Source organism: Achromobacter sp. ACRQX (assembly GCF_022346505.1).
GTDB lineage: Bacteria > Pseudomonadota > Gammaproteobacteria > Burkholderiales > Burkholderiaceae_B > Achromobacter > Achromobacter animicus.
Map to the genome: position 1 here is coordinate 31,914 of NZ_JAKRML010000030.1, position 24,147 is coordinate 56,060.

The window sequence follows — 24,147 nt, forward strand, 5'->3', positions numbered from 1 at the left end:
CAGGAACACCATGCAGGAGACTTTGGATCTGATCATCGAAGGCGGCTGGCTCATCGACGGGCTGGGCGGTCCGCGCAAGCGCGCCGATGTGGGCGTGGCGGGCGAACGCATTGCGGCGATCGGGGACCTGTCGAAGGTGCCCGCGGCCACGCGCGTGAACGTCGCGGGCAAGATCGTGGCGCCCGGCTTCATCGATGTGCACGGTCACGACGACCTGATGTTTGTGGAAAAGCCCGATCTGGCGTGGAAGACGAGCCAGGGCATCACCTCGGTTGTCGTGGGCAATTGCGGCGTCAGCGGTGCGCCCGCACCGCTGCCGGGCAACACCGCGGCGGCGCTGGCGCTGTTGGGCGAGACGCCGCTTTTTGCCAGCATGACGCACTATTTCGACGAGCTGCGCGAGCGCCAACCGGTCATCAATGTGGCCGCGCTGGTGGGGCACGCGAATCTGCGCCTTGCCGCGATGCGCGATCCCACCGCGCAGCCCACGCCCGATGAACAGGCGGCCATGCAGCAGATGCTGGCCGACGCGCTGGCGGCGGGCGCCGTGGGCTTCAGCACTGGACTGGCGTATCAACCGGGCGGGGTGGCGCAGCCGCCCGAACTGGAAGGGCTGGCCCGCGTGGCGGCGGCGCGCGGCGCGATGCACACCAGCCACATCCGCAATGAGGGCGACGCGGTCGAGGCGGCCGTCGACGAGGTGCTGGCCATTGGCCGCAACACCGGCTGCGCCACCGTGCTGTCGCATCACAAGTGCATGATGCCGCGCAACTGGGGCAAAAGCGCCGCCACGCTGGCCAACATCGACCGCGCCCGTGCCGAGGGCGTGGACGTGGCGCTGGATATCTACCCGTATCCCGGCAGTTCCACCATTCTGATCCCGGAGCGCGCCGACACCATCGACGACATCCGCATCACGTGGTCGACGCCACATCCCGAATGCAACGGCGAATACCTGAGCGACATTGCGGCGCGCTGGGGCTGCGACAAGACGACGGCGGCCGAACGCCTGTGCCCGGCCGGGGCGATCTATTTCGCGATGGACGAGAACGAGGTCCGCCGCATCTTTCAGCACGAATGCTGCATGGTCGGGTCCGATGGCCTGCCCAATGACGCGCATCCGCATCCCCGGCTGTGGGGCAGTTTCACGCGCGTGCTGGGGCGCTACGTGCGCGAGGCGCAGCTTGTCACGCTGGAGGCGGCGGTGGCCAAGATGACCGCGCTGCCGGCCCGCGTCTTCCGGCTGGCGGACCGTGGCCGGATTGCCGTGGGCGCGTGGGCGGACATTGTGGTGTTCGATGCCGATACGGTGATCGATCGCGCCACCTGGGAGGCGCCGACGCTCGCGTCTGCCGGTGTGGAGCACGTGCTGGTCAATGGCACGCCGGTTTTTCCGGCCACGGCAGACACCCCGCGGCCCGGCCGCATTCTTCGCCGCGATCAGGCCGCGGCCCAACCCCTTCCATAACAACAGCCGTACCAGGAGACCCAACATCATGATCCGCAAGACTTGCGCCGCCCTGGCGCTGGCCGCCGCGCTGCCGGCCGCTCACGCCGCCTTTCCCGACCGCCCCATCACGCTGATCGTGCCGTTCCCGGCGGGCGGTCCCACGGACATCGTCGGCCGCGTGGCCGCGGCCAAGGCAGGCGAAATTCTGGGCCAGCAGATTGTCGTAGAGAACCGCACGGGCGCGTCGGGCACCATCGGCATGACGGCCACCGCGCGCGCCAAGCCGGACGGCTACACCGTGGGCCTGGCCACCGTCAGCACGCACGGCACGGCGCCGCACCTGTTTCCCAACCTGGCCTATGACCCGGTCAAGGACTTCACGCCCATCAGCAATCTGGTGACCAGCCCCAACATCCTCAGCGTGAATCCGAACTTCCCGGCCAAGACGCTGGCCGAGTTCGTGACCCACGTGCGCGCCAATCCGGGCAAGGACGGCTACGCGAACGCGGGTGCGGGCGGCGTGAACGACCTGGGCATGATCTGGTTCCTGCAGATCATCGGCGGCAAGATGAACAGCATTTCCTATCGCGGTTCGGCGCCGGCGCTGACCGACACGGTGGGCGGCGTGGTGCCGGTGATCTTCGACAACTTTCCGTCGTCGCTGCCGTACGTCAAGAGCAATCACCTGAAACCCCTGGCGATTACCGGAACGGCGCGCAATCCGCGACTGCCCGACGTGCCGACCTTTGCCGAGCAGGGCTACAAGGATTACGACGTGACGGCCTGGTACGGCGTGGTGGGGCCGGCCAACATGCCGGCCGATGTTCGCGACAAGCTGGCGGATGCCTTTGCGCGCGCGGTGCGCGATCCGGCGACCGCGGCAAAGATGGAAGAGACCGGCGCGTTCCCGCTGGGCAACACGCCGGCCCAGTTTGGTGAGCAGATCAGCACCGAACGCGATCGCTGGAAGACGGTGATCGAGCGGGCGCAGATCAAGCTGCAGTAGGGACTCGGGAAACGCGGGCCGCGTGCATCGTCAATACACGTCGCGCCGGTAGCGGCCCGTATGCTGCAGGGCTTGCAGGCGGTCCGCGCCCAGGATGTCCTGCAGCGCGGCATCCACGCCGCCCGCCATGCCTTGTAGGCTGCCGCAGACATACACGGCGGCGCCGGCATCCACCCAGGCGCGCACGGCGTCCGCCTCTTCGCGCAAGCAGTGCTGCACATAGCGGCGCTCGGGCTGGTCGCGGGAAAACACCGCATCCACGCGTTCCAATGTGCCGTCTTGCCGCCAGGCGTCGATCTCATCGCGGCAGAACGCGTCGCAAGCGGCGTTGCGCTCGCCGAAGACCAGCCAGTTGCGGCGGTGGCCGGCAGCGCGGCGCGCTTTGATCAGCGCGCGCAGGCCCGCAAGGCCGGTGCCGTTGCCGATCAGAATCAGCGGGCGGTCGTCAGCCGGCGGGTGGAAATTTCGGTTCGTGCGTACACGCAAGGCGATCTCGTCGCCGGTCTGCGCAATGTGCGTGAGCCAGCCGCTGCCCAGACCCAGCGCGCCGTCGGCGCCTTGCATCTGGCGCACCAGCAACTGAATGGCGCCGTCAGCGGGCAGCGAAGCGATGGAGTATTCACGATGCGCCTCCAGCGCGCCGCCGCGTTCGCGCCGGGGGCCGATTTCGGCGATGTCGCCCGCCTGCCATGCTGCCGTGCTCTCGGGCGGCGGCGACAACGTCAGCAGATAGCAAGGGCCGCCCTGGCTGCCGGGATTCAGCAGTGTCCGGTTCGCCAGGCGCCAAGTGTCGTAGATGGGCGCTTCCCAATCGGGCAGATCGCTGCGGCCGGCCAGCAGGCCCAGATGATGCTGCCAGTGGCGAAGCGCGGCCGCGTCGTCGTTGTCGACCTCGACCAGATCGAACAACGGCGTCGCGCCTTGCGCGTGCAGCCAGTCGTTCAACCGGTGGCCAAAGCCGCAGAACTGCGCGTACTCGCTGTCGCCGAGCGCCAGGACGGCATATTGCGCGCCGGCCAGCTCGGCGCCCTGTGGCGTCTGCTGCATCTCGCCGGCAAACGCCGCGGCCGCATCGGGCGGATCGCCCTCGCCGTAGGTGCTGACGACAAACAGCATGCGCCGGCAGGCGGCCAGGCGTTGAAGATCCAGTTGGTCCAGCGAGGCGACGCGCACGGTCAGACCGCCGGCGCGCAGAGATTCCGCAGTCTGCATGGCCAGCGACTCGGCATAGCCGGTCTGGCTGGCGTAGGCCACCAGCACCGCGTATTCGGGCGCGGGTGCGCTCAGCGCCTGCAGCGCCAGCGCGTGTTGCGCATGCTGGCGGCGGGCGCGTTGCCAGGCCCACAGGCACAGCAGCAGCCAGGTCAGCACCACGCACGTTGCCGCGATCAATCGGGTGTGCAACATGGGCATTCAGGTGGCCAGGGCCAGGGCTTCAAACTGCGGGGTGGCGACGACGCGCCAGGCGTCTTCGCTGCGCACGATGAACAGCGCGGCGAGGGCATGGCGGCGCGCATAGGCCAGCCCCTCGGCTTCGCCCAGCACCGTCAGCACGGTGGCCAGCGCGTCGGCCTGCATGCAGACGGGGTGCAGCACGGTTACCGATGCGACCGCGTTGCGTACCGGGTGGCCGGTGCGGGGGTCGATCGTGTGGGCGTAGCGCGCATCGCCGTCGCCGGCGTGGCGCCGGTAGTCGCCCGACGTGGCGATGCTGCAGTTGTGCAGCGGCAAGGCCAGCGCATGGTCATCGCTGGCGTCGGGGACTTCGATGGCCACGCGCCAGGATTGTCCGTCGGGACGCTTGCCGCGGGCGCGCAACTCGCCGCCGACTTCGACCAGGTAATCGGTGATGCCCAAGGCATCGAGCGCCATCGCCGCGCGGTCCACGCCGTACCCCTTGGCGATCGACGACAGGTCCAGATAGACGCCGCCGGGCTGCCAGGCCGCGCGGCGGTCTTGGTCCAGCGGCACGCGCCGCCAGCCGCAACGATCAAGCGCGGTCTGGATGGCGGCCGGAGAGGGCGGTTCAAAGGCGCGCTGGTGCGGCCCGAAACCCCAGGCATTGACCAGCGGCCCGACGGTGGGGTCGTAGGCGCCGCCGCTGTCCTCGGCCAGCATCAGCGCATGATGCAGCACATGGAAAAAACCGGGCGGCAGCGTCTGCCAGCCGGACTCGGCGCGGTTGTAGCGGGTGATGTCCGAGTCTGCTTCCCAGGTGCTCATTTGCGCGACGACCTGGTCCAGCGCGGCCTGGATGCCTTGCCGCGCTGACGCTTCGGTCACGCCCGCCGGCAGCGCCAGGCGCGCGGACCAGGTGGTGCCCATGGTGGCGCCGGCCAACGCGGCCGGGCGCGCTGGCATTGCGCCATAGGCGACGCGAACGGCCGGGGCCGCCGCGTTGCGCGGTGCGAAGGAAGGAGAGGTCGCCACGCGCGCGCCTTTGCCTTACGGTTGCAGCACTTCGACGGTGCCGGCGTACGACAGGCGGCGCTTCTTGGCCTGCGGCACGGTGACCTTGGCGTCTTCCATGCCGGCTTCGATCCAGTACAGACCGGGCTGCGGCCACTTCACCGAGAACTTGCCGTCCTTGTCGGTCTTGATCTGGATTTCGCCGACCTTGTCGCGATAACGGCTGCCGCCCGGCACGACGTTCACGTCCAGGTCGGCGGCGGGCTTGCCGTCCAGCAGTATCTGGAACGTGGCCGCTTCGTCCGTGAAGAGGTCGTTCGGGTGCGTCACGGGCGCCAGCTCCAGGCCGCGGCCCACGGGCTTGACGGCCGAGGGCTTGCCGGCGGTGACGAAGGTCTCGACGCGGCCCAGGCTCTGCGAGACTTCAAGCTCGTCGGCCTTGGCCGGCACGGCCTGCGCCATGCCTTCCACCTTGCCGAAGTAGCGCTTGTTCTTGCCGTCTTCCTTCCAGCGCGCGAACACGCCGTCGTTGACCACGGCAACGCGGTAGGTGCCGGCTTGTTTCAACTGCAGGTCGAACGTGCTGCGCAGCTTGCCGCGGTTGATGTTCTCGGCTTCGGCGGCATTGCCGTCCGGCGCGGTGACGGTCAGGCCGTCCAGGCGCAGCGGCGCGTGGTTGAAGTAGAACTTGTCGTTGCCGACCGCGGCGTCCACGGTGATCCAGCTGTCGGTGCCCGACAGCACCGTCGAGGACGGCACGATCCAGACGTCATGGGCGTGAGCGGCAAAGGGCAGGCACAGCGCCAGGGCGGCGGCCAGTTTGGCGGCGGATTTCATCGTTGCGTTCCTTGCGTTTCTTGCGTTTTTAAAAGGGCTGGTCACGAGGCCGTTCAGGGTTTGAGATCGAGCGCGATGGCGCCCAGTTCGTGTTCGCCGCGCGCGCTCAGTTGCTCGGCCTTTTGCGGCGGCCATTGGAAGGGGATGCGCACCAGTTCGCGGCCGCCCACTTCGCGCGCCGCTTCGACCACCACCGCGTACTGGCCGGGCTTGAGCTGCGCGAGCGGCTTGCTGGCCGCGTCAAACGACAGCGCGTGCTTGCCCACGGGCTTGGTGGCGCCGCTGACGCCGTCCACCGGGAACTGCTGGTTGCGGCCGCTGCGGCGCCACCACTGGCGCATGTCCTTGAGCCATTCGGTGCCTTCGTTGTTCTTCTTGGCCACGTCGTACCAGACGGCCAGGTCGGTGGCCACGCTCTGGTCGGGGTTCTCGATCCAGATCGCCACGTACGGGCGGTGGTATTCGGCCACGTCCAGGCGCGGCACCTCGATGGACAGGCCGATGTCTGCGGCGTGGGCCGTTCGGGCGATCAGGCCGGCGAGCAGCGCCGGCAACAGCAACTTGCGCATGGAAATCTCCAGGGCGTATCGATGGAATCAGTGGATGAAAAGCAGCGCCAGCACCAGCGGAATCACAACGCCCAGCCCCACCATGGGCCAGGTTGCGCTGCGGTTGCCGGCGTGCATCTTGAGCAGCACCAGTCCGGTCAGCGAGAACACCAGACAGGCGACGGCGAAGATGTCCAGGAACCAGCTCCAGGCCAGACCCGTGTTGCGGCCCTTGTGCAGGTCGTTCAGGTACGAGATCCAGCCACGGTCAGTACGTTCGTATTCGATATCGCCGCTGGCGCGGTCGATGGACAGCCAGGCATCGCCGCCCGCGCGGGGCAGCGACAGGTAGACCTCGTCGGGGGACCACTCGGCCGTCTTGCCGGCCGTCGAGGCGTCCAGCGTCTCGTCCAGCCAGGCGGCGACCGAGGCGGGCAGGGGCGCCTTTTTTGCCGCGGGCGCGGCGGCAAGCTGCTGGAGTTGGGCTTCGGGAAGATGGGCCTCGCGGCTGGTCACCACGGCCTTCGATTCGATGTGTGACGCGTTGTTCAGCGTCAGCCCCGTCACCGCGAACAACAGCATACCCAGCAGGCAAAGCGCAGAACTGATCCAGTGCCACTGATGCAGTGTCTTGAGCCAGTAGGCGCGGCGGCGGGGAGCGGGTTGGGTGTCCATGGAATGTCGGGCAGGAAGCGGCCGGATTCTAGCATTTAATGAGAATTACTCTTAAAAAAGCGAAGCCTTTTCGCGCACGGAAATTTCAATCGATTTCGGCGGAAAGCGCCTTGTTTGCCGAAGCTGAACGCAAGCTGAACGGATGCGCCGGCCGACCAGCGGGACTAAGATAGGCCACCCTTTGCAAACACCGGAGGTCGTCATGCTGCAACAGCAAGTCGTGGATCAAATCGGTCGTCATTGGGGATGGGTGGCGCTTCGCGGCGTCGTCGCCATCCTGTTCGGGTTCATGGCCATGTTCATGCCGGCCATCACCTTGTCGGCGCTGGTGCTGGTGTGGGGCGCTTTCGCGCTGGTGGACGGGGTGCTGGCGCTGATCGCCGGATTCCGCATCCGCGACAACGGCAAACCGCTATGGGCGCTTATCATCGTGGGCCTGCTGGGCGTGGCGGCGGGTATCGTCACCTTTCTCTGGCCGGGGCTGACCGCGCTGATCCTGCTCTACATCATCGCGATCTGGGCGATCGTCGCAGGCGTCTTCCAGATCATTGCCGCCGTGCGCTTTCGCAAGGCCATCCGCAACGAATGGCTGCTGGGCCTTTCCGGGCTGGTGTCGGTGGCCTTCGGCGCCATGCTGGTCATGCAGCCGGGCGCCGGCGCGCTGGCGCTGGTGTGGGTGATCGGGATCTATGCCGTGTTCTTCGGCATACTGCTGCTGGTCTTTTCCCTGCGTCTCAAACAACACGGCACCGTCTGACCTCCATGTCCGCCTATCAAACGCTGGTTCCCCTGAATTTCCTGGCCGTGGGCCTGGGCGCGATCCTTGGCGCGTGGTCCCGCTGGCTGGTCGGTCTGTGGCTGAATGCGGGCTCGTGGCCGTGGGGCACGCTGGCAGTCAATCTGGCGGGCGGGTATCTGGTAGGCGTGGTGCTGGCGCTGGTGGCCGGGCATCCCGATTGGCCCGCCTGGGTGCGGCTTGGGGCCATCACCGGTTTCATGGGCGGGCTGACCACGTTCTCGACCTTCTCGGCCGAGACCGTCGCGATGCTGGAGCGTGGCGCGTATGTCAGCGCGCTGGGCTATGCCGGTTTCAGTCTGGTCGGGTCGCTGGCGCTGACGGCGGCGGGGCTGGCCACGGTCAGTCTGCTGCGCTAGGCACGTTGTCGCATGTGCCTAAGTGGCGATTGAAGCTGCGGGCGTGCCGCCGCCATTGATGTCTTGCGCGTGCGGCGCCGATCAGGCCCCGTCAGCACGCGTGGCGACCGCCGCGGGCAGCCACGTCGGCTGGCCGGGCATGTCGTGCGCCTGCATGTTCATGCGGTATTCGTAGCGGTCTGGCCGGTAGCGGGCATGCAGCCACTCTACCGGCCGCCCGGACTCGTCGCGCACCACACGGTGCAAGCTGAGCAGGGCCGAACCCACCGGCACCTCCAGCAATTCGGCGATGCCGGGCTCGGCCAGCACGGCTGAAATCGACTGTTCGGCCCGCGCCACGCGCACGCCCAGATCGCGGAAGATGGCCAAGAGCGGTTTGGCGTCCAGATCCTGGCGGCGGATGCGCTGGCCGATGTCATCCGGCACAAACGTGGTCAAGTAGGAAAACGGCTGGCCTTCGTGGCTGCGCACGCGCACGGCGCGCTGCACGGGTGCGCCGGGCGGCAGTTCCAGGCGCGCCGCCACCGGCGGCGGGGCGGGCGCGGTTTCCAGTTCCAGCAGGCGCACCTGCGTGTGCATGCCCATGCGGGCCAGATGCGCCATCAGCGCGTCGATACCCGCACCGTGCTGCGGGCCCGGAAACTGCGCCGGCGGGGCCGCGAACGTGCCGCGCCCCTGCCGCCGCTCGATGAGGCCATCGGCCGCCAGCGCATCGAGCGAGCGCCGTATCGTCAGCCGGGACACGCCGTATTCGGCGGCCAGCGCGTTTTCGCCGGGCATCGCCCTGTCCGTGGCGAACCCGCCGGCTTCGAGCCGTTGCTTCAGCAGCAGATAGACCTTGTGATAAAGCGGCAGCGGACTGTCGGGCACGGTGGGGCTCCTGGTTGACGTTCAGTCGACGGTCGCGCCGGTGAACTTGACGATCTCGGCATAGCGCGCGATGTCCTCGCGCACGAAGACGCCCAGTTCCTCGGGGCTGCTGCTGACGGCGCTGGCGGCCTCGCCCTCGAGCAACTTGCGGAACGACGGCGTATCGACCGCCTTGCGCGCCGCGGCGTTCAGGGCCGCCAGCCTGTCGGCCGGCATCTTGGCCGGACCGAACAGCGCAAACCATGCGTTCGATTCGAAACCCTTGATGGTATCGCCGATGGGCGGCACGCCGGGAAACTGCGGCAGCGCCTGCGGACTGGTGACCCCCAGCGCCCGCAACGCGCCGCTCTTGATGTGCGGCAGCGCGTTCAGCGAACTGGCGAACATCATGTCCACCTGTCCGCCGAGCAGGTCGGTGATGGCCGGCGCCGTGCCCTTGTACGGCACGTTCAGGATGTCCAGGCCCGCCATCATCTTCATGCGCTCGCCGGCCATGTGCAGCGACGACCCGATCGCGCCCAGCGCCATCGTGTGCTTGCCGGGGCTGGCTTTGACCAGCGAGACGAACTCCGGCATGGTGCGCGCCGGAAAGTCCTTGCGCACGACCAGCACGCTGGGCACGTTGGCCAGCATGCTGATCGGCGTGAAATCGGCCACGGGGTCGAAAGGCAGGTTCCGGTACAGCGTGGCGTTGATGGAAAAGCTGGTGAAGGTGACCAGCAAGGTGTTGCCGTCGGGATTGCTCTTGGCGACGTAGTCGGCGGCGATGTTGCCGCCCGCGCCCGGCTTGTTCTCGACCACGACGGGGCGCTTCAAGTCCACTGTCATGTGCTGCGCGATGCTGCGCGCCACGGTGTCGGTGGTGCCGCCCGGCGGTGCGCCGACGACCAGCCTGATGGCGTCTGCCTGCGCGAAGGCGGGGGCGGTTGGCATGGCAAACGCGGCCAGCAGCGCGCAGCGCGCGGCGATCCGATGAAGTCCCGGCATGAGTTGTCTCCTGATATGTTGTATTGAGGACAATACAAGTATAGGAAGACGCTTTCGGGCACGCCAGATCGTTTCCCCGTAGAAAGGCGTCAATTGTCCGGCGCGCCTGCCGCCTTCGCGTACTCCACGATGGCGATGTCCCGGAACGCCTGGATCAACGCCAGGCGCGGCGACACGCGCGACCAGATCAGTCCGAAGCGGCGCGGTTCGCAGTGCGCGGGCAGCGGCAGGGCGAGCAGACCCAGCCGTTCGATCGTGCCGTTGGTGGACCGGGGCAGGATCGCCACGCCCAGATCCCGGCTCACCATGACCGCAATCGATTCGATCGCGTTCAGCTCGAACCGGTCCCGCGGCGTGATGCCGACGCGGCGCAGATACTCGTCGACATGCCGCCCGCTCCAGTCGTTGCGCTGGTAGCGGATGAACGGCTCCGCGGTGAGCAGGCTGTGCGGATGACGGCCGGCGTGGCGCGGGGCCGCCGCCAGCACATAAGGTTCTTCGCGCAGCAACTGCCAGCCCAGGCTTTTGGACAGCGGATAGGGCGCTTCCAGCGCGATGGCCGCATCGAGTTCGCCGCTTTCAATGGCCGGATAGAAGCGGGCGCTGTGCCCGGGCTGGATCTCCACGCTGATCAGCGGATGGCGTCCGACCAGATGTTCAAGAATGGCCGGCACCATGGAGTTCAGCGCGGTGTTGCCGGCGCCCAGCCGAAGCTCGCCCATCATCTCGCCCGACCGCGCCAGGTAGCGGATCTTCTCGATCCGCTCCAGGACCTCGCGCATCGGTCCGATCAGTTCGATTGCCTTGGCCGTGAGGTGCACGGTGCGGCCGGCGCGCGCGACCAGTGGCACGCCCAGCTCCTGTTCCAGCTTGCGGATCTGCTGGGCGACGGCGCCGTGTGTCAGTCCCAGGCGGCGGGCGGCCTCGGCCATGGAGCCGTGCTGCGCCACGGCGGACAGCGTGTGGAGAAAGTCAGTATTCATGATGATAGGGATTCTATCTTCTTATCGCATGGCGGCTTTCCCCTGGCGGCGTGCAGCGCGGTCACAATGCGGCCAGGAGAACACAATGAGAAGCAAGCTTTTCGTGCCGGCGTCGCGCCCGGAACTATTCGACAAAGCCATGGCCAGCGCTGCCGATGCGCTGTCCTTCGATCTGGAGGACGCGGTCGCGCCGCCTCGCAAGGCGGCTGCGCGTGCCGAGCTGGCCAGCTGGCTCGGGTCGCCCGCCTTTCAAACGGCGCAGGCTCAACATCCCAAGAAAATTATCGTTCGCGTCAATGCGTCGGATACCCCTTATTTCGCGGACGACCTGGACGCGCTGGGACGATCGCCGATCGACATGCTGAATCTGCCCAAGGTCGAGTCCGCCGACGCGCTGCGCGAGGCCGCGGACCGCGCCGGCCAGGCCGGTTTCGAGGGCGAGCTGCTGGTCACCGTTGAAACGCCGCTGGCGCTGGCCCGCGCGGCCGAGCTGGCGGCCGCGCACCCCCGCGTGGCAGGCCTGCAATTGGGGCTGGCCGACCTGTTCGAACCCCTGGGCATCGACCGTTACCAGCCCGAGACCCTGCGCGCGGTGATGCTGGCGTTGCGGCTGGGCGCCGGTTCCGCGGGCAAGTACGCCATGGACGCCGCCTATGCCCGCGTGCGCGACGGCGAGGGCTTCCAGGCCGAGGCGCAACTGGCGCGCTCGCTGGGTTTCCTGGGCAAATCCTGCGTGCATCCCAGCCAGATCGCCATCGCCAACGAGGTCTTCGGATTCAGTGCCGAAGAGATCGATGCGGCCGAACGGATCGTCGCGGCAAGCCAGGCGCAGGAAGGGGTGGGCGCTTTTCTGCTGGACGGCAAGATGATCGACGCGCCCTTCGTGCGGCGCGCCCGCGACGTCCTGCTGGCCGCAGGACGCGCCGCCTGAAACGGCCTGCGCGAATCGCGGCCGAGCTTTTTATCGGATGAATTGCATGATGGAAATTGAAACCTCCGCTCAGTTGCCGCTGGCCGGCGTCAAGGTGCTGGACCTCAGCGCCTACATCGCGGGTCCGTACGGCTGCGCCTTGCTGGGCGACATGGGCGCCGACGTGATCAAGGTCGAGCCGCCCGAAGGCGACAACCTGCGCAAGTATCCGTCGACGCTGCCGGCCGAGAGCCGCGCCTTTCTGGGCATCAACCGGAACAAGCGCGGCCTGTGCCTCAATCTGAAAGACGAAGCGGGTTACGAGGTGCTGGTCAGGCTGGTGCGCGAGGCCGATGTGCTGGTCCACAATTTCCGCCCCGGCGTGCCGGAGCGCCTGCGCATCGACTTCGCCACGCTGGCCGCCATCAACCCGCGCCTGATCTATTGTGCGATGACGGGTTACGGCGCGGCCGGTCCGATGGCGCGCCACGCGGGCTACGACCAGGTGCTGCAGTCCATGACCGGCATGTGCGCGGCGCAGGCCAAGCCCGACGGCCCGCCCGAGGTGCTGTACGGATCGGTGGTCGATTACTACGGCGCCGCGCTGATCTCCAACAGCGTGTCCGCCGCGCTCTATCAGCGCGAAAAGACCGGGCGCGGGCAGGCCATCGAAGTGTCGCTGCTGGGCAGCGCGCTGGCCATGCAGTCCGCCCGCCTGGTCTGGGCCGAAGGCGAGCCGCGCCGCATCGAACGCGACATGCGTTCGGGGGGCATCACGGGCATCCATCCCACGCGCGAAGGCCATCTCTACATCTCGGCCAACACGCCGCATTTCTGGCGTGCGCTGTGCGATCACCTGGACCTGCAGGATCTGGCGGACCATCCTGACTACGACACCGTGAAAAAGCGCGCGGCGCAGGCGGCCGTGCTGATCCCGCTGGTGCGCGAGGCGCTGGCGCGGGCGTCGGCCCGTGAATGGGCCGAGCGCTTCGGCCAGAGCGTGCCTTGCGCGGAGGTGCGGCCGGTCGAGGACATGTTCGACCACCCGCAGGTGGCGGCGATGGGATTCATGCGCCCGTATCACAGCGAGAAGGCGGGCAATTACCTCGGTCTGGCGCAATGGGCGCAGTTTGGCGGAGCCGCCGCGCAAGACGAAGGCAGTGCCGGCGCCGTGCGCGCCGCGCCGGGTCTGGGTGAACACAGTCGCACCATTCTGTCCGCCCTGGGATACACAACGAGCGAAATCGACCAATTGCTGCACACCTCCGTGGTGCAATAAGCAGTAACAACCAAGATAAGCATCGTCCGGCAAAAGGGCGAGGAGACAGGAATCATGAATCAAGCGCAACGCTATGTGCGCCGCCCGGACGGATCGAACTGGGGCGATTTCGGACACGATGACCAGCTGGGCACCCTCAACCACCTGGACGCCCAGGCGCGGCTGGCCGCAGTGGCCGAAATCCGCACTGGAATCTCGTTTTCGCTGAGCCTGCCGCTGACCGTGCCGCGCGCGCCGGTGCTGAATCCGCGCCGCAAGGGCCCGGTGATCCAGCCCGCCGAAAAGAACGGGGTGCCGGTCTACCGCTATCCGCTGGACCGCGACGTGCCGGGCGCCACCGATGTCATCAGCGACGACCGCGTCACGCTGTCGCCGCAGTATTCCACGCAATGGGACGCGCTGGGGCACGTGGGGTCGATGTACGACGCCCACGGCACCGGCCAGCCGCAGCCCACCGGCTACAACGGCTTCGCTGTCAGCGAGCCCGCCACTGAGGGCTTTACCGGCACCCGCGACCTGTCCATCGCGCCGATGGCGCGCCACGGCATCCAGGGGCGCGGGGTCATGGTGGACCTGCGCGCCTATTTCGGCGACGCGCAGCGCAAGGTGTCCCACCGCGAGCTGATGGACGTGATGCGCGCCGATGGCGTGGAAGTCCGGCCGGGCGACGTGCTGTGCCTGCACACCGGGCTGGCCGACCTGGCGCTGACGCTCGGCGACGACGAGCAGGAGCGGCTCAGGACGAGCTGCTGCGTGCTGGATGGCGGCGACGCGGACCTGCTGGCCTGGATCAAGGACAGCCGGATCGCGGCCATCGCCGCCGACAACCACGCGGTCGAACTGCGCAACCATCACCTGGACTCGGGCAAGGGCGCGCTGTTGCCCCTGCACGAGCAATGTCTGTTCAAGCTGGGCCTGCCCTTGGGCGAGCTCTGGCACCTGACCCCGCTGGCGCAATGGTTGCGCCAGCACGGCCGGCATGCCTTTTTCCTGACCGCGGCGCCCATGTACGTGCCCGGTCTGGTCGGCGCGCCGGTCAACCCCATCGCGACCGTCTGACGACGGCTCGCGCCACGACCCTTGACCGATCGAACATCCCCGCAGGGGAGACCCGAGGAGCACACATGAAGAAAACCCGTCGCACGGCCCTGGCCGCAATTCGTCCGCTGGCCGCCGCCATCGGTCTGGCCACCGCATTTGGCGCCGCGCACGCAGCCGGCTACCCCGAGCAGCCCATCACCGTGGTGGTGCCGTATTCCGCCGGCGGCGGCGCGGACAACGCCGCGCGCATTATCGCGCAAGGCATGGGCGAAGTCGCCGGCCAGAGCGTCGTGATCGAGAACAAGGGCGGCGCCAGCGGTTCCATCGGCGCGGCGTTCGTGGCGCGGGCCAAGCCCGACGGCTACACCGTGCTGTACGACGCGTCGTCCTTCTCGATCAATCCGGTGCTGCGCAAGCTGCCCTATGACGCCAAGAAGGACTTCGTTCCGGTCTCGCAGGCCGTCAGCGTGCCCAACATCCTGGTGGCCGCGCCCGGTTCCAGCTTCAACAACCTGCAGGACTTCATCGATGCCGCGCGCGCCAAGCCCGGCCGCCTGACGTTCGCGTCCTACGGACCGGGCAGCCTTGCCCAGATGGCCGCCGAACTGCTCAAGAAGGATGCCAACCTGGATATGGTGCACGTGCCCTACAAGGGTGGCGCACCGGCCATCGTGGACGTCATGGGTGGTCAGGTCGACGTGTACTTCGCCAACGCCGCGTCCAGCCTGAACTACGTCACCGGCGGCAAGCTGAAGGCGCTGGCGGTCTCGTCGTCGCAGCGCATGCCCGAACTGCCCAACGTGGCGACCGTGGGTGAAGCCGGCATCAAGAACTTCAACGTGGTCGAGTGGAACGGCTTCTTCCTGCCGGCCGGCGCCAGCCCTGAAGTGGTGGCCAAGCTGCAGGACCTGGTGCAAAAGGCGCTGGCGCGTCCCGATACCCGCGAGAAGCTCGCCAAGCTGGGCCTGACGCCGGTCGGCAGCAGCGCCACGGACTTCGCCAAGTTTGTCGACGCGGAACAGACCCGCTGGGCCGAGGTCGTGAAAACCAATAACATCCAGGTGAATTGATATCCGGGGGCGGGCGCGGCAACGTTTGCACGCGCCAGCCCCCGATCCGAATGGAGATTGACCAGATGAGCCGGGAAGACGATTTCGAGCGCGGCCTGGAAAACCGCCGCGCCGTGCTGGGCGATGAATGGGTGCAGCGTTCGCTGGATCGCGCCACCACGTTCACCGCCGACTACCAGAACATGATCACGCGTTATGCCTGGCACGATATCTGGAGCCGCCCCGGACTGCCGCACAAGGCGCGCCGCATGATGGTGCTGGCGGTGACGTTGTCGCTGGGCCGCTGGGAAGAATTTGAACTGCACGTGCGCGCCGCGTTGACGGCGCAGGACGCCTCGCGCCTGACGCCCGACGAACTCAAGGAAGTGCTGCTGCAGAACGCGATCTACGCGGGCGTGCCGGCGGCCAACACGGCCTTCAATCTTGCGCAGAACATCCTGCGCGAGGTCGCGGGGCAGATCGGCTATGAGCTCGCCGCGGCAGACCCGCGCCAGGCCGACCTGTTCGGGACAAAGCCGGCTTGACCGGTCTGCGTCAGGCGGGCGGCTCGCCCGCCTGATGCTGTTCAGTCCGCGCGGGGATTCAGCACGCGAGCCGCCTGCAGGCCGCTGCGCACCGCGCCTTCCAGCACACCGGGATAGCCGGTATCGGTCCAGTCGCCCGCCAAGGCCAGCGTGGGCCACGGCGTCGTATTCAGCGGGCGGGTCAGGCCCGGCACCGCGGCAAACGTCGCGCGCTTTTCAATGAACAGTTCAGCCGCTGCCACCTCGGGCATCGGCGGCAGCCGCAGCGGATGCGCCGCGGCCTGTTCGGCCACCTGATCGATCAGGGCTTCAATGGTTTGCCGCCGGTTGCGTTCGCTCATGCCGATGGCAGCGCTGGCCACCACCGCCAGTTCCCCGGCCTTGGTGTCGCCCGCGAGCTGGGCGCGGTCGAACAGCCACTGGCCGGCATGGCCGCGGGCCGCATCCTCGCGCAGCATCATCATTGGCTCGGGCAGCCGCCACGGGCCAGCCAGCCGTATGTTCAGCGTGGCGATGGGCAGATAGTCGAAGGCCTTGAGCGCATCAAGCAGCCCCGTGGCGCCGGCCTCGCGCAGCGGGCCGTCCAGGAGGCGCGCGGCGAAGGTGGGCGGCACGGCCAGCACGGCCGCGTCAAAACGTTCCTGATTGATGTCGATGCCGTCGGCGGACGGATGCAGCTGGCGCACCGTGCTGCCATAGCGCATGGTGACCTGTCGCGCGGCGGCGTCCGGCCATAGCGCCGACAGGTCCGTGCATGGCAGCAGCAGATCGCTGTCTTCACGCGCGCCGGCCAGGCTGTCGCGCAGCACGCGGGCGAACAGCACCGCGCTGGCGGTGGCTATCGGCGTGTTCAACGCGGCCAGGCAAAGCGGTTCCCACATCTGCCGGATCAGCACATCGGATTGCGCGTGATAGTGCAGCAACTGCAGCACGGTCCAGTCGCGCGGCGGCGACCAGGACATGGTCTTCAAGCCGCGCATCAGGCGCAGCATCGCAAGCCGGTCGGACCAAGACAGGCCACGTGCGCGCAGGACGGCCATGGCCATGTGCAGCGGCGCCGGCAGGCGCGGGGCGGACAGGTTGAAGCGGCCGTCCAGGCTTGCCAGCCGCAAGGGGCGCCGCATCAGCAGGGCGTCGGGGTTGCGGCCCACGCGGCGCATCAGCGCCAGGGTTTCCTTGTAGGCGCCGCACAAGAGATGCTGGCCGTTGTCGAGCGGTGCTTCAAAATCGCCGTGGAACACGCGCCGCGCGCGGCCGCCGGGGGTGTGCCCGGCCTCGAACACCGTGACCTTGGCGCCGGCTTCACGCAGGGCGACGCTGGCCGCCAAGCCGGCCCAGCCTGCACCAATGACTGCCGCCTTCACCGGGCCAACCGGCGGACCAGGCCGCGTCCGCCGCCCACCCAGGTTTTCCAGGCGAGCCAGAGTTTGCGCAAGGGGGTGAGCGAAATGCGCTGGTGCAGCACCTGCCAGTTGTCGCGCTCGATCTCGTCGAGCAGCGCATGGTAGATGGCGGCCATCATGAGTCCCGGACGCTGCGCGCGGCGGTCGGCCTCGGGCAGGTTGCTCATCGCCTCGCGGTAGAGTTCGCGGGCGCGGTCGGCCTGGAACTTCATCAGCGCGCTGAAGCGGTCGGAATACTCGCCATTCAGGATGTCCGAGGCCTTGACCTCGAACTGCTGCATGTCGTTGACCGGGATATAGATGCGGCCGCGGCGGGCGTCGTCGCCCACGTCGCGGATGATGTTGGTCATCTGGAACGCCAGGCCCAGCTTTTCGGCGTAGACCAGCGTCTTGGGATCGGAATAGCCGAACACGCCGGCGGACAGCTCGCCCACGACGCCGGCCGCGTGCCAGCAATACTTGCGCAGGCCGGGCCAGTCCAGATAACGGGTCTGGTCCAGGTCCATTTCCATGCCGTCGATCACGGCCAGCAGACGGGCGCGGGTGATCGAACAGCTATCCAGGTGCGGCTGCAACGCGCGCGTGACGGGATGGTCGGGCTTGCCGTCGAACATCTGGTCGATCTGCGTGCGCCACCAGGCGAGCTTGATGCGCGCCAGCGACGGATCGGTGCATTCGTCGACCACGTCGTCGACTTCGCGGCAGTACGCATACAGGGCCGTGATGGCGCGCCGGCGCTCGGGAGGCAGGAACAGGAAGGAGTAGTAGAAGCTGGAGCCGCTTTTGGCGGCTTTTTCCTGGCAATACTCGTCAGGGGTCATTAGGCACGGCCTGTTACTTGATGGAGCGCCACAACATGATGGCCCAGTCTTTGGCGCCCAATTCGGGGCGATTCATGAATACATCGTAGCCGCTCGCCTCGATCCGCTCCAGGACGCGCAGCCCGCCTTGCACCACCAGGCGCAACTCCAGGCCGATGCGGCCCGGCAGGCGGCGCGCCAGCGGAGCGCCGAAGTGTAGCAGCGCGCGTGTGCGGTCAACCTGGAAGGCCATCAGCTCGCGCCACGCCGGCGTAAGCCGGCAGGCGGCCAGGTCTTCATCCGACACGCCGTGGCGGCGCAGGTCTTCCTGCGGGAGGTAGACGCGGTGCTTGTGCCAGTCCACCCGCACGTCCTGCCAGAAGTTCACCTGCTGCAGGCCGGTGCAGATGGCGTCGGACTCGGTGATGTTCTGCGGCGTGCTGGCATCGAAGAGGTGCAGCATCAGTCGCCCGACCGGGTTGGCCGAGCGGCTGCAGTAATCCATGAGGGTGGTGTAGTCCTCGTAGCGCTTGACCGTCAGATCCTGCTCGAAGGCGGAAAGGAGGTCGTAGAACGGCGTGATCGGCAACTGGTGCCGGGCGATCGTCTGCGCCAGCGGCCCGAAGATGTCGGACAGGGGCGGCAGGCCCGGCGCCGGGGGCGTGCCGGGTTCGGCGCCGATGCGGTGCAGCTCGGTGCGGAACGTGGCGAGCTGGGCCAGGCGCTCCTCGTCGGTCGCGCTGCCTTCGTCGGCAATGTCGTCCGCGGCGCGGGCGAACCGGTAGATATCGGTCACGGCGCCGCGCAGCCTGCGCGGCAACAGCAGCGAGGCAACGGGAAAGTTCTCGTAGTGATCGATGGACATAAAAAGAGGCCAGTGGGCAGGAATGGACCTGCAAAGACGGCGTAAAGCGGAAAACGGTCTCATTTTAGAGTAGTCGCCCGCGCTTGATCCGGCGCGCCGCCGCCGGGGGCGGCGATCAGTTAGACTTGGACGCCACAGGATCCCACACCATGCCGCGCCCAATATCCGCCACCGTTTCCGTTTCCGCCCTTGCGCACAATCTGGCCACCGTGCGCCGCCACCTGGACCAGACCGCCGCCGCGGCCGCCGGGCTGCCGCCGTCGATCTGGGCCGTCATCAAGGCCAACGCCTACGGCCACGGTATCGAGCAGGCGGTGGCGGGCTTTTCCAAGGCGCAGGGCCTGGCCATGCTGGACCTCGAAGAAGCCGTGCGTTGCCGCGAGGCCGGCTGGGGCGGGCCGATCCTGCTGCTGGAAGGCTTCTTCAACCCGTCCGACCTCGACATCGTCGACCGCTACCATCTCAGCAGCACGGTCCACCACCGCGACCAGCTCGACATGCTGGCCCGAGCCCGCCTTTCCCGGCGCGTGGACATCATGCTCAAGCTCAACAGCGGCATGAACCGGCTGGGGTTCAGCCCGGCGGCGTTTCCCGCCGCTTACGAGCGCGCCGCGCTGCTGCAACAGCAGGGCACGCTGGGCTCGGTCGGCAAGATGACCCACTTCGCCTGCGCGGATGGTCCGCAAGGCGTGAACGAACAGCTCAGCGTCTTCAATTCGGTGACGCATAAGCTGCCCGGCGCGATCAGCGTGTGCAACTCGGCCGCCGCCCTGCGCTTTGCCGATATCGCCGTCGGCTCCGAAAGCCAGGCGCACTGGGTGCGGCCGGGCATCTGCCTCTACGGCGCGTCGCCTTTCGCAGATGCCGAAGCGTCCTCTTTCGGCCTGAAGCCCGCCATGTCGCTCCGCTCGGAAATCATTGGGGTCCAGGAAATCAAGACCGGCGACTCCGTCGGCTACGGCGCGCTGTTCCGCGCCGAACGCGCCATGCGCATCGGCATCGTGGCCTGCGGCTACGCCGACGGCTATCCGCGTCACGCCTCCACCGGCACCCCGGTCGTGGTGGCGGGTATCCGGACTCAGCTGCTGGGACGGGTGTCCATGGACATGCTGGTCGTGGATCTGGGGCCCGTGCCGTCCGCCGGGGTTGGTTCGCCTGTGTCGCTATGGGGCGAAGACGGCCCCTCGGTTGACGAAGTCGCCAGCGCGGCCGGCACCATCGGCTATGAACTGCTGTGCGCCCTGGCGCCGCGCGTGCCGGTCACCCGGGACGTCTGATCCCCCCGCGCCACGGCGTCCAGGGGGCAAGAATTGCTACGCAAATTACAAGACACGCGGCGCCGGATGGTGTCTACTTTGGAAACCGGGCGCTCAGGCGCCCGTTTTTGACCAAGAAAACAGACTGCGAGGTTTCAATCCATGAAGGACAAATGCGTGCTCATTACGGGCGCCACCAAAGGCATAGGCTGGGCGCTTACTCAGCGGTTGTCCGACATGGGCTGTCACGTGGTTGGTATCGCGCGCAACACGACCGACGTCGATTTCCCGGGCTACCTGTACGCCTGTGATCTGGCCGACGCCGGCCGCACCGAAGAGGTCCTGCGCGAAATCCGCGAAAAATTCCCGGTCGACGCCGTCGTCAATAATGTGGGCATCGTGTCGCCCCAGCCGCTGGGCGAGATCGATCTGGCCACCCTGTATAACGTGCTGGACCTGAACGTGCGCGTGGCGGTGCAGGTCACGCAGGCCTTCATCGAATCCATGAAGGTGCGCCGCGCCGGCCGCATCGTCAACGTGGTCAGCCGCTCCATCCACGGCGCGCTGGACCGCACGGCGTATTCCGCCGCCAAGAGCGCGCTGGTGGGTTGCACCCGCACGTGGGCGCTGGAATTGGCCGAATACGGCGTCACCGCCAACGCGGTCGCGCCGGGTCCCATCGAAACCGAAATGTTCCGCGCCACCCGGCCCGCCGGCAGCGACAACGAAAAGCGCGCGCTGGCTTCCGTGCCCATGAAGCGCCTGGGCACCCCGGCCGAAGTGGCCGCGGCCATCGCCTTCCTGCTGTCGGACGACGCCGGTTTCATCACCGGACAGGTGCTGGGCGTGGACGGCGGCGGCAGCCTGGCGGGCCGCTCCTGAACTTTGCCGCTGCATGGATCAGCAACGCACCTTCGGGTGCGTTTTTTGTGCCTGGCGCCGGCGCGCCGTTCTTCAATCGCGCGTCGCCGGCGCGTCCTGCAAGGCGCCGGCTTCGTGGCGCAAGGCGTCCAGGAAATGCGTCAGCGCCGCGGTCGGTTCCACGTGCGCCCGCTGCACGACGCCCACCGCCGGCAGGCTCCAGTCCGGTTTGAACTTCAGGATCGCCAGCACGCCCAGGTCCGCGTAATGATGCGCGACGGCGCGCGGCATGGCGGCCAGCATGTCCGCGCCGCGCAGCAGCACTTCATTGGCCAGCAGCGACACCGATTCGGCGACGGGGGCGGGGAGCGCCATGCCGTGCTGCGCGAAATAGGCGTCGATCCGCTGGCGCAACGGCGCATCGGGCGGCGGCAGAATCCAGTCCTGGCGCGCAAGCGTGGATGCGGTGATGCGGGTCGATCGCGCCAGCGGATGCCCCTTGCGCGCCACCACGCATATCGGCTCCTCGTACAGCACTTCGGTGCGGAATACTGCCTGGGCGGCATCGAGCATCAATCGGCCCAGCACGCAGTCCAGTTCACCGCGGGTCAGACTGTCCAGCAGCGCGTCGTGCGCGCCCTCGTGCAGCATGACGGTGACGCCTGGATGATGTTCGCGCAATCGCTGAATGGCGCGCGGCACGAGCACGGGCAGGGCCACCGGCTGCACCCCGACCCGGATGCGGCCGCGCGCGCCGGCTGCCAAGGCGGCGATCTCGTTGCGCGCGCCCGCCAGGTCGGCCAGCAGCACATCCGTCTTGCCCGCAAGCGCCTGCCCGAAGGCGGTCGGCGCGATGCCCCGCCGCGAACGCACGAACAACGGGACGCCGAACATGTCCTCCAGTTCCAGCAGTAGCTTGCTGGCGGCGGGCTGGGTCATGCCCAGCCGCGCCGCGGCCTTGTGGACGCTGCCCTGCGCGTGTAGCGCGTGCAGCAGGTCAAGGTGGCGAAGGCGCAGGCGTCCGCTGATGTGGCGCAGGTCGGGAATGCGGGGGCTGGCGGGCATGGCGCAGTGATTCCTAGCGGTTTTCACAGCATTCTAATAATTGATCGTTCGGTATGCACCCCGTTCCTATACTGGTTTCGTGCTCACGCGAGCCCATGCTTCTGACCAGAGAGGATGCCGATGAAGATCACCATGCTGGGGACGGGCGCGGCGTTGCCCGATCCTGACCGGGCGCAGTCCGCCATTCTGCTGACGCTGGACGATGACCGGCACTACCTGTTTGACTGCGGCGAGGGTGCGACGCGGCAGATGGTGCGCGCCAACGTCGATCCTGCCAAGGTGGGGTTTGTCTTCCTGACCCACCTGCACCACGACCACATCTGCGACTACCCGTATTTCGTCATCTCAAGCTGGATTCTGAACAAGGAAGGCTCTCCGCTGGTGCTGGGCCCGAAAGGCACAAAGCATTTCGTGGACCACTTGTTCGAGAACGGCGCGTACCACACCGATTTTCAGGCGCGCGCCGCTTATCCCGTGCGCCAGCGCAACCTGGAGGCGATGCGGCCCCAGGTGCGCGAGGTGAGTCCCGGCGTGGTGTTCGAGGACGACAAGGTGCGCATTTCGGTGGATTGGGTGGAGCACATCCCGCGCGACGTCTGCGAGTGCTTCGGCGTGCGCGTCGAGGCCGAAGGCAAGGTCATCGCCTTCAGCGGGGATACCGCACCCTGTGAGGCGATGGTGCGCCTGGCCAAGGATGCGGACCTGCTCATCCACGAATGCACCTTTCCCGAGTCTTTCATCGCGCACCGCGCCAAGACCGGTGTCGGCACCTACGCGCACACCAGCCCGACCGACCTGGGCAAAATCGCACGCGAGGCCAATGTGAAGAGCCTGGTGGCCACCCATTTCGGTCACTTCGATTCGACCAGCCCGGTCCTCAAGCGCGCGGCGGCCAAGCATCTGCCCGTGGAACTCATGGGGCCGCACCTGATGGACGAGATCGTGGCGGACATCCGCAAGCACTACCCGGGGCCGCTGCGTCTGGCCCACGATCTGATGCGTATCGACCTGTAGCACCCGCAACGTTGCAAGGCCGGCCGCCCGGGCAGCGCCGCCGGGACGGCCAGGGAGATCACGATGCCGTACCGAGCTTGTGCCGTATCCATCCTGGCAGCGCTTGCCCCGGCCCTCATGCCGCCCGCTGCAAGCGCGCAGTATCCCGAACATCCCATCCGCGTGGTGCTGCCATACGCGCCGGGCGCGGCGGGCGACATCGCCTTGCGGCAGATCCAACCGCTGCTCGAAAAGCGGTTGGGCCAGCCCGTGGTGGTCGACTACAAGACCGGCGCGGGCGGCAACATCGGCATGCAGGACGTGGCGCGCGCCAAGCCCGACGGATACACGCTGGTGCTGGGCGCCGCCAACAATTTCGTCATCAATCAGTTCCTGTATCGCAAGCTGGGCTTTGATCCGCTGACGGATCTGGAACCGGTGGGCAAGCTGGCTGACGTGCCGGCCTTCGTCTATGTCAGCGCCCAGGCGCCGGGCACCGACTGGCGGCAATTCCAGCAGTACGCGAGCGCGCATGCAGGCAAGCTCAATTACGGCTCGCCCGGCATGGGCACGACGCCGCATTTGTCGGCGTACCGCCTGTCGAAAGCCATTGGCGCGGACATGACGCACATTGCCTATCGGGGAGCGGCGCCCGGTGTACAGGCGCTCCTGGCCAACGAGGTGCAGCTCTACATCGGCGGCTACAGCGTCGCGGCCGCCTACGTGCCGCAGGGCAAGGTCCGGGCACTGGCCGTGGCATCGCCCGAACGGTTTGCCGCCTTGCCCGACGTGCCCACGGCGAAAGAGGCCGGCATGCCGGACGCGGTGCAGGGCAACTGGTGGGGCTTTGCCGTGCCGAAGGGCACGCCGGCCGACCGCGTCGCGCGGTTTGCTGCCGTCTTGCACGAGGTGCTGGGTTTGCCCGAGGTGCGGCAGGCCTTTCTTGCGGGCGGCTTCGTCCCTGGTCTCGACACGCCGGCGTCGTTCGGTGCGGTGTGGCGTGACGAGGCCCGGCAATGGGAAACCGTGGTGCGCGAGTCGGGCGTGGTGCTGGACTGACGCCGCGCGGTGCCGACGTGGCGGTGGTGCGTGTTGCAACGTCCATCGCCGGAGTGGCCACCCCGCTGGGCTTGTATAATAATAACTATCATTTCCATTTT

At 67.6% G+C, this 24,147-nt stretch carries 25 protein-coding genes; 13 read left to right on the plus strand and 12 right to left on the minus strand.

The annotated features are described in order from the left end of the window. Positions 1 to 10 precede the first annotated feature (10 nt). Complete coding sequence (locus tag MHZ91_RS22510) at positions 11 to 1,468, plus strand: amidohydrolase family protein (RefSeq protein WP_239215787.1); 1,458 nt, start codon at positions 11 to 13, stop codon at positions 1,466 to 1,468. Between the two features lie 28 nt (positions 1,469 to 1,496). Further along, positions 1,497 to 2,456, plus strand: coding sequence for a tripartite tricarboxylate transporter substrate binding protein BugE (locus MHZ91_RS22515; RefSeq protein WP_175123523.1), 960 nt, complete (start codon positions 1,497 to 1,499; stop codon positions 2,454 to 2,456). A 30-nt stretch (positions 2,457 to 2,486) separates the two neighbouring features. Here MHZ91_RS22515 and MHZ91_RS22520 read toward each other — a convergent pair whose 3' ends face one another. From MHZ91_RS22520 to MHZ91_RS22540, 5 genes are read right to left on the minus strand one after another with little or no spacing between them, the layout of a single operon-like run. Then, complete coding sequence (locus MHZ91_RS22520; RefSeq protein WP_370647856.1) at positions 2,487 to 3,863, minus strand: sulfite reductase subunit alpha; 1,377 nt, start codon at positions 3,861 to 3,863, stop codon at positions 2,487 to 2,489. Positions 3,864 to 3,869: 6 nt separating this feature from the next. Further along, positions 3,870 to 4,886 carry an FAD:protein FMN transferase gene (locus MHZ91_RS22525; protein ID WP_370647857.1) on the minus strand — a complete coding sequence of 339 codons (1,017 nt, stop codon included), beginning with the start codon at positions 4,884 to 4,886 and terminating at the stop codon, positions 3,870 to 3,872. A gap of 15 nt (positions 4,887 to 4,901) precedes the next feature. Beyond that, on the minus strand, positions 4,902 to 5,702 hold the full coding sequence (locus MHZ91_RS22530) for a DUF4198 domain-containing protein (protein ID WP_239215791.1): 801 nt from the start codon (positions 5,700 to 5,702) through the stop codon (positions 4,902 to 4,904). A 53-nt stretch (positions 5,703 to 5,755) separates the two neighbouring features. Further along, positions 5,756 to 6,271: a DUF2271 domain-containing protein gene (locus MHZ91_RS22535; protein ID WP_056562769.1), complete on the minus strand. Its 516-nt coding sequence runs from the start codon at positions 6,269 to 6,271 to the stop codon at positions 5,756 to 5,758. 27 nt (positions 6,272 to 6,298) lie between these two features. Continuing rightward, positions 6,299 to 6,925: a PepSY-associated TM helix domain-containing protein gene (locus MHZ91_RS22540; protein WP_175123520.1), complete on the minus strand. Its 627-nt coding sequence runs from the start codon at positions 6,923 to 6,925 to the stop codon at positions 6,299 to 6,301. Between the two features lie 202 nt (positions 6,926 to 7,127). Here MHZ91_RS22540 and MHZ91_RS22545 point away from each other — a divergent pair, with 202 nt between their 5' ends. Continuing rightward, positions 7,128 to 7,682, plus strand: coding sequence for an HdeD family acid-resistance protein (locus MHZ91_RS22545; RefSeq protein ID WP_056562763.1), 555 nt, complete (start codon positions 7,128 to 7,130; stop codon positions 7,680 to 7,682). Positions 7,683 to 7,687: 5 nt separating this feature from the next. After that, positions 7,688 to 8,080 (plus strand): fluoride efflux transporter CrcB, encoded by a 393-nt coding sequence (locus MHZ91_RS22550; protein WP_239215793.1) that lies wholly within the window; start codon positions 7,688 to 7,690, stop codon positions 8,078 to 8,080. A gap of 81 nt (positions 8,081 to 8,161) precedes the next feature. On the opposite strand, the gene MHZ91_RS22555 is transcribed toward MHZ91_RS22550, so the two are convergent. From MHZ91_RS22555 to MHZ91_RS22565, 3 genes are all read right to left on the minus strand, one after another. Then, on the minus strand, positions 8,162 to 8,950 hold the full coding sequence (locus MHZ91_RS22555; protein WP_218344710.1) for a GntR family transcriptional regulator: 789 nt from the start codon (positions 8,948 to 8,950) through the stop codon (positions 8,162 to 8,164). A gap of 21 nt (positions 8,951 to 8,971) precedes the next feature. Continuing rightward, entirely contained in the window at positions 8,972 to 9,937 is a 966-nt protein-coding gene (locus MHZ91_RS22560) for a tripartite tricarboxylate transporter substrate binding protein (RefSeq protein ID WP_239215795.1), read from the minus strand. An 89-nt stretch (positions 9,938 to 10,026) separates the two neighbouring features. Then, positions 10,027 to 10,920, minus strand: a complete 894-nt coding sequence (locus MHZ91_RS22565; RefSeq protein ID WP_218344711.1) for a LysR family transcriptional regulator — start codon at positions 10,918 to 10,920, stop codon at positions 10,027 to 10,029. Between the two features lie 85 nt (positions 10,921 to 11,005). On the opposite strand from MHZ91_RS22565, the gene MHZ91_RS22570 reads away from it, so the two are divergent. The 5 genes from MHZ91_RS22570 to MHZ91_RS22590 all read left to right on the plus strand — a co-directional run bounded on the left by MHZ91_RS22570 (position 11,006) and on the right by MHZ91_RS22590 (position 15,744). Further along, positions 11,006 to 11,851, plus strand: a complete 846-nt coding sequence (locus MHZ91_RS22570) for a CoA ester lyase (RefSeq protein WP_175183869.1) — start codon at positions 11,006 to 11,008, stop codon at positions 11,849 to 11,851. A gap of 49 nt (positions 11,852 to 11,900) precedes the next feature. After that, positions 11,901 to 13,109 (plus strand): CaiB/BaiF CoA-transferase family protein, encoded by a 1,209-nt coding sequence (locus MHZ91_RS22575; protein ID WP_239215824.1) that lies wholly within the window; start codon positions 11,901 to 11,903, stop codon positions 13,107 to 13,109. 54 nt (positions 13,110 to 13,163) lie between these two features. Then, positions 13,164 to 14,168 (plus strand): cyclase family protein, encoded by a 1,005-nt coding sequence (locus tag MHZ91_RS22580; RefSeq protein ID WP_239215797.1) that lies wholly within the window; start codon positions 13,164 to 13,166, stop codon positions 14,166 to 14,168. Positions 14,169 to 14,233: 65 nt separating this feature from the next. After that, entirely contained in the window at positions 14,234 to 15,220 is a 987-nt protein-coding gene (locus MHZ91_RS22585; protein WP_191575648.1) for a tripartite tricarboxylate transporter substrate binding protein, read from the plus strand. Between the two features lie 65 nt (positions 15,221 to 15,285). Further along, positions 15,286 to 15,744, plus strand: a complete 459-nt coding sequence (locus MHZ91_RS22590; RefSeq protein WP_175183867.1) for a carboxymuconolactone decarboxylase family protein — start codon at positions 15,286 to 15,288, stop codon at positions 15,742 to 15,744. Positions 15,745 to 15,785: 41 nt separating this feature from the next. Here MHZ91_RS22590 and hpnE read toward each other — a convergent pair whose 3' ends face one another. From hpnE to hpnC, 3 genes are read right to left on the minus strand one after another with little or no spacing between them, the layout of a single operon-like run. Continuing rightward, positions 15,786 to 17,108 (minus strand): hydroxysqualene dehydroxylase HpnE, encoded by a 1,323-nt coding sequence (gene hpnE / locus MHZ91_RS22595; protein WP_239215799.1) that lies wholly within the window; start codon positions 17,106 to 17,108, stop codon positions 15,786 to 15,788. Continuing rightward, complete coding sequence (hpnD, locus tag MHZ91_RS22600; protein WP_239215801.1) at positions 17,105 to 17,968, minus strand: presqualene diphosphate synthase HpnD; 864 nt, start codon at positions 17,966 to 17,968, stop codon at positions 17,105 to 17,107. Before hpnD ends, hpnE begins: the two co-directional genes overlap by 4 nt. Before the next feature lie 13 nt (positions 17,969 to 17,981). Then, entirely contained in the window at positions 17,982 to 18,812 is an 831-nt protein-coding gene (hpnC, locus tag MHZ91_RS22605) for a squalene synthase HpnC (protein WP_175123508.1), read from the minus strand. A gap of 149 nt (positions 18,813 to 18,961) precedes the next feature. Here hpnC and alr point away from each other — a divergent pair, with 149 nt between their 5' ends. Both alr and MHZ91_RS22615 read left to right on the plus strand, forming a co-directional pair. Continuing rightward, entirely contained in the window at positions 18,962 to 20,089 is a 1,128-nt protein-coding gene (gene alr, locus MHZ91_RS22610; protein ID WP_239215803.1) for an alanine racemase, read from the plus strand. 141 nt (positions 20,090 to 20,230) lie between these two features. Beyond that, positions 20,231 to 20,950 (plus strand): SDR family oxidoreductase, encoded by a 720-nt coding sequence (locus tag MHZ91_RS22615; protein ID WP_175123506.1) that lies wholly within the window; start codon positions 20,231 to 20,233, stop codon positions 20,948 to 20,950. Between the two features lie 72 nt (positions 20,951 to 21,022). Here MHZ91_RS22615 and MHZ91_RS22620 read toward each other — a convergent pair whose 3' ends face one another. Continuing rightward, on the minus strand, positions 21,023 to 21,994 hold the full coding sequence (locus MHZ91_RS22620; protein ID WP_239215804.1) for a LysR substrate-binding domain-containing protein: 972 nt from the start codon (positions 21,992 to 21,994) through the stop codon (positions 21,023 to 21,025). 120 nt (positions 21,995 to 22,114) lie between these two features. Between MHZ91_RS22620 and MHZ91_RS22625 the strand changes: the two genes are divergently transcribed. Together MHZ91_RS22625 and MHZ91_RS22630 are read left to right on the plus strand one after the other, a co-directional pair. Continuing rightward, complete coding sequence (locus tag MHZ91_RS22625; protein ID WP_175123504.1) at positions 22,115 to 23,008, plus strand: MBL fold metallo-hydrolase; 894 nt, start codon at positions 22,115 to 22,117, stop codon at positions 23,006 to 23,008. A 63-nt stretch (positions 23,009 to 23,071) separates the two neighbouring features. After that, the gene (locus tag MHZ91_RS22630) at positions 23,072 to 24,046 is read left to right on the plus strand and encodes a tripartite tricarboxylate transporter substrate binding protein (protein ID WP_239215805.1); all 975 of its coding nucleotides are present in this window, start codon (positions 23,072 to 23,074) and stop codon (positions 24,044 to 24,046) included. Positions 24,047 to 24,147 lie beyond the last annotated feature (101 nt).

Excerpts from the sequence above, each read along its gene's own strand:
- MHZ91_RS22550 (WP_239215793.1), top strand. The coding sequence starts at position 7,688 with ATGTCCGCCTATCAAACGCTGGTTCCCCTGAATTTCCTGGCCGTGGGC.
- MHZ91_RS22630 (WP_239215805.1), top strand. The coding sequence starts at position 23,072 with ATGCCGTACCGAGCTTGTGCCGTATCCATCCTGGCAGCGCTTGCCCCG.
- MHZ91_RS22615 (WP_175123506.1), top strand. The coding sequence starts at position 20,231 with ATGAAGGACAAATGCGTGCTCATTACGGGCGCCACCAAAGGCATAGGC.
- hpnD (WP_239215801.1), bottom strand. The coding sequence starts at position 17,968 with ATGACCCCTGACGAGTATTGCCAGGAAAAAGCCGCCAAAAGCGGCTCC.
- alr (WP_239215803.1), top strand. The coding sequence starts at position 18,962 with ATGCCGCGCCCAATATCCGCCACCGTTTCCGTTTCCGCCCTTGCGCAC.
- MHZ91_RS22545 (WP_056562763.1), top strand. The coding sequence starts at position 7,128 with ATGCTGCAACAGCAAGTCGTGGATCAAATCGGTCGTCATTGGGGATGG.
- MHZ91_RS22575 (WP_239215824.1), top strand. The coding sequence starts at position 11,901 with ATGGAAATTGAAACCTCCGCTCAGTTGCCGCTGGCCGGCGTCAAGGTG.
- MHZ91_RS22560 (WP_239215795.1), bottom strand. The coding sequence starts at position 9,937 with ATGCCGGGACTTCATCGGATCGCCGCGCGCTGCGCGCTGCTGGCCGCG.
- MHZ91_RS22520 (WP_370647856.1), bottom strand. The coding sequence starts at position 3,863 with ATGTTGCACACCCGATTGATCGCGGCAACGTGCGTGGTGCTGACCTGG.
- MHZ91_RS22620 (WP_239215804.1), bottom strand. The coding sequence starts at position 21,994 with ATGCCCGCCAGCCCCCGCATTCCCGACCTGCGCCACATCAGCGGACGC.
- MHZ91_RS22580 (WP_239215797.1), top strand. The coding sequence starts at position 13,164 with ATGAATCAAGCGCAACGCTATGTGCGCCGCCCGGACGGATCGAACTGG.
- hpnC (WP_175123508.1), bottom strand. The coding sequence starts at position 18,812 with ATGTCCATCGATCACTACGAGAACTTTCCCGTTGCCTCGCTGCTGTTG.
- MHZ91_RS22515 (WP_175123523.1), top strand. The coding sequence starts at position 1,497 with ATGATCCGCAAGACTTGCGCCGCCCTGGCGCTGGCCGCCGCGCTGCCG.
- MHZ91_RS22590 (WP_175183867.1), top strand. The coding sequence starts at position 15,286 with ATGAGCCGGGAAGACGATTTCGAGCGCGGCCTGGAAAACCGCCGCGCC.
- MHZ91_RS22540 (WP_175123520.1), bottom strand. The coding sequence starts at position 6,925 with ATGGACACCCAACCCGCTCCCCGCCGCCGCGCCTACTGGCTCAAGACA.
- MHZ91_RS22565 (WP_218344711.1), bottom strand. The coding sequence starts at position 10,920 with ATGAATACTGACTTTCTCCACACGCTGTCCGCCGTGGCGCAGCACGGC.
- MHZ91_RS22585 (WP_191575648.1), top strand. The coding sequence starts at position 14,234 with ATGAAGAAAACCCGTCGCACGGCCCTGGCCGCAATTCGTCCGCTGGCC.
- MHZ91_RS22570 (WP_175183869.1), top strand. The coding sequence starts at position 11,006 with ATGAGAAGCAAGCTTTTCGTGCCGGCGTCGCGCCCGGAACTATTCGAC.
- MHZ91_RS22625 (WP_175123504.1), top strand. The coding sequence starts at position 22,115 with ATGAAGATCACCATGCTGGGGACGGGCGCGGCGTTGCCCGATCCTGAC.
- MHZ91_RS22535 (WP_056562769.1), bottom strand. The coding sequence starts at position 6,271 with ATGCGCAAGTTGCTGTTGCCGGCGCTGCTCGCCGGCCTGATCGCCCGA.
- MHZ91_RS22530 (WP_239215791.1), bottom strand. The coding sequence starts at position 5,702 with ATGAAATCCGCCGCCAAACTGGCCGCCGCCCTGGCGCTGTGCCTGCCC.
- MHZ91_RS22510 (WP_239215787.1), top strand. The coding sequence starts at position 11 with ATGCAGGAGACTTTGGATCTGATCATCGAAGGCGGCTGGCTCATCGAC.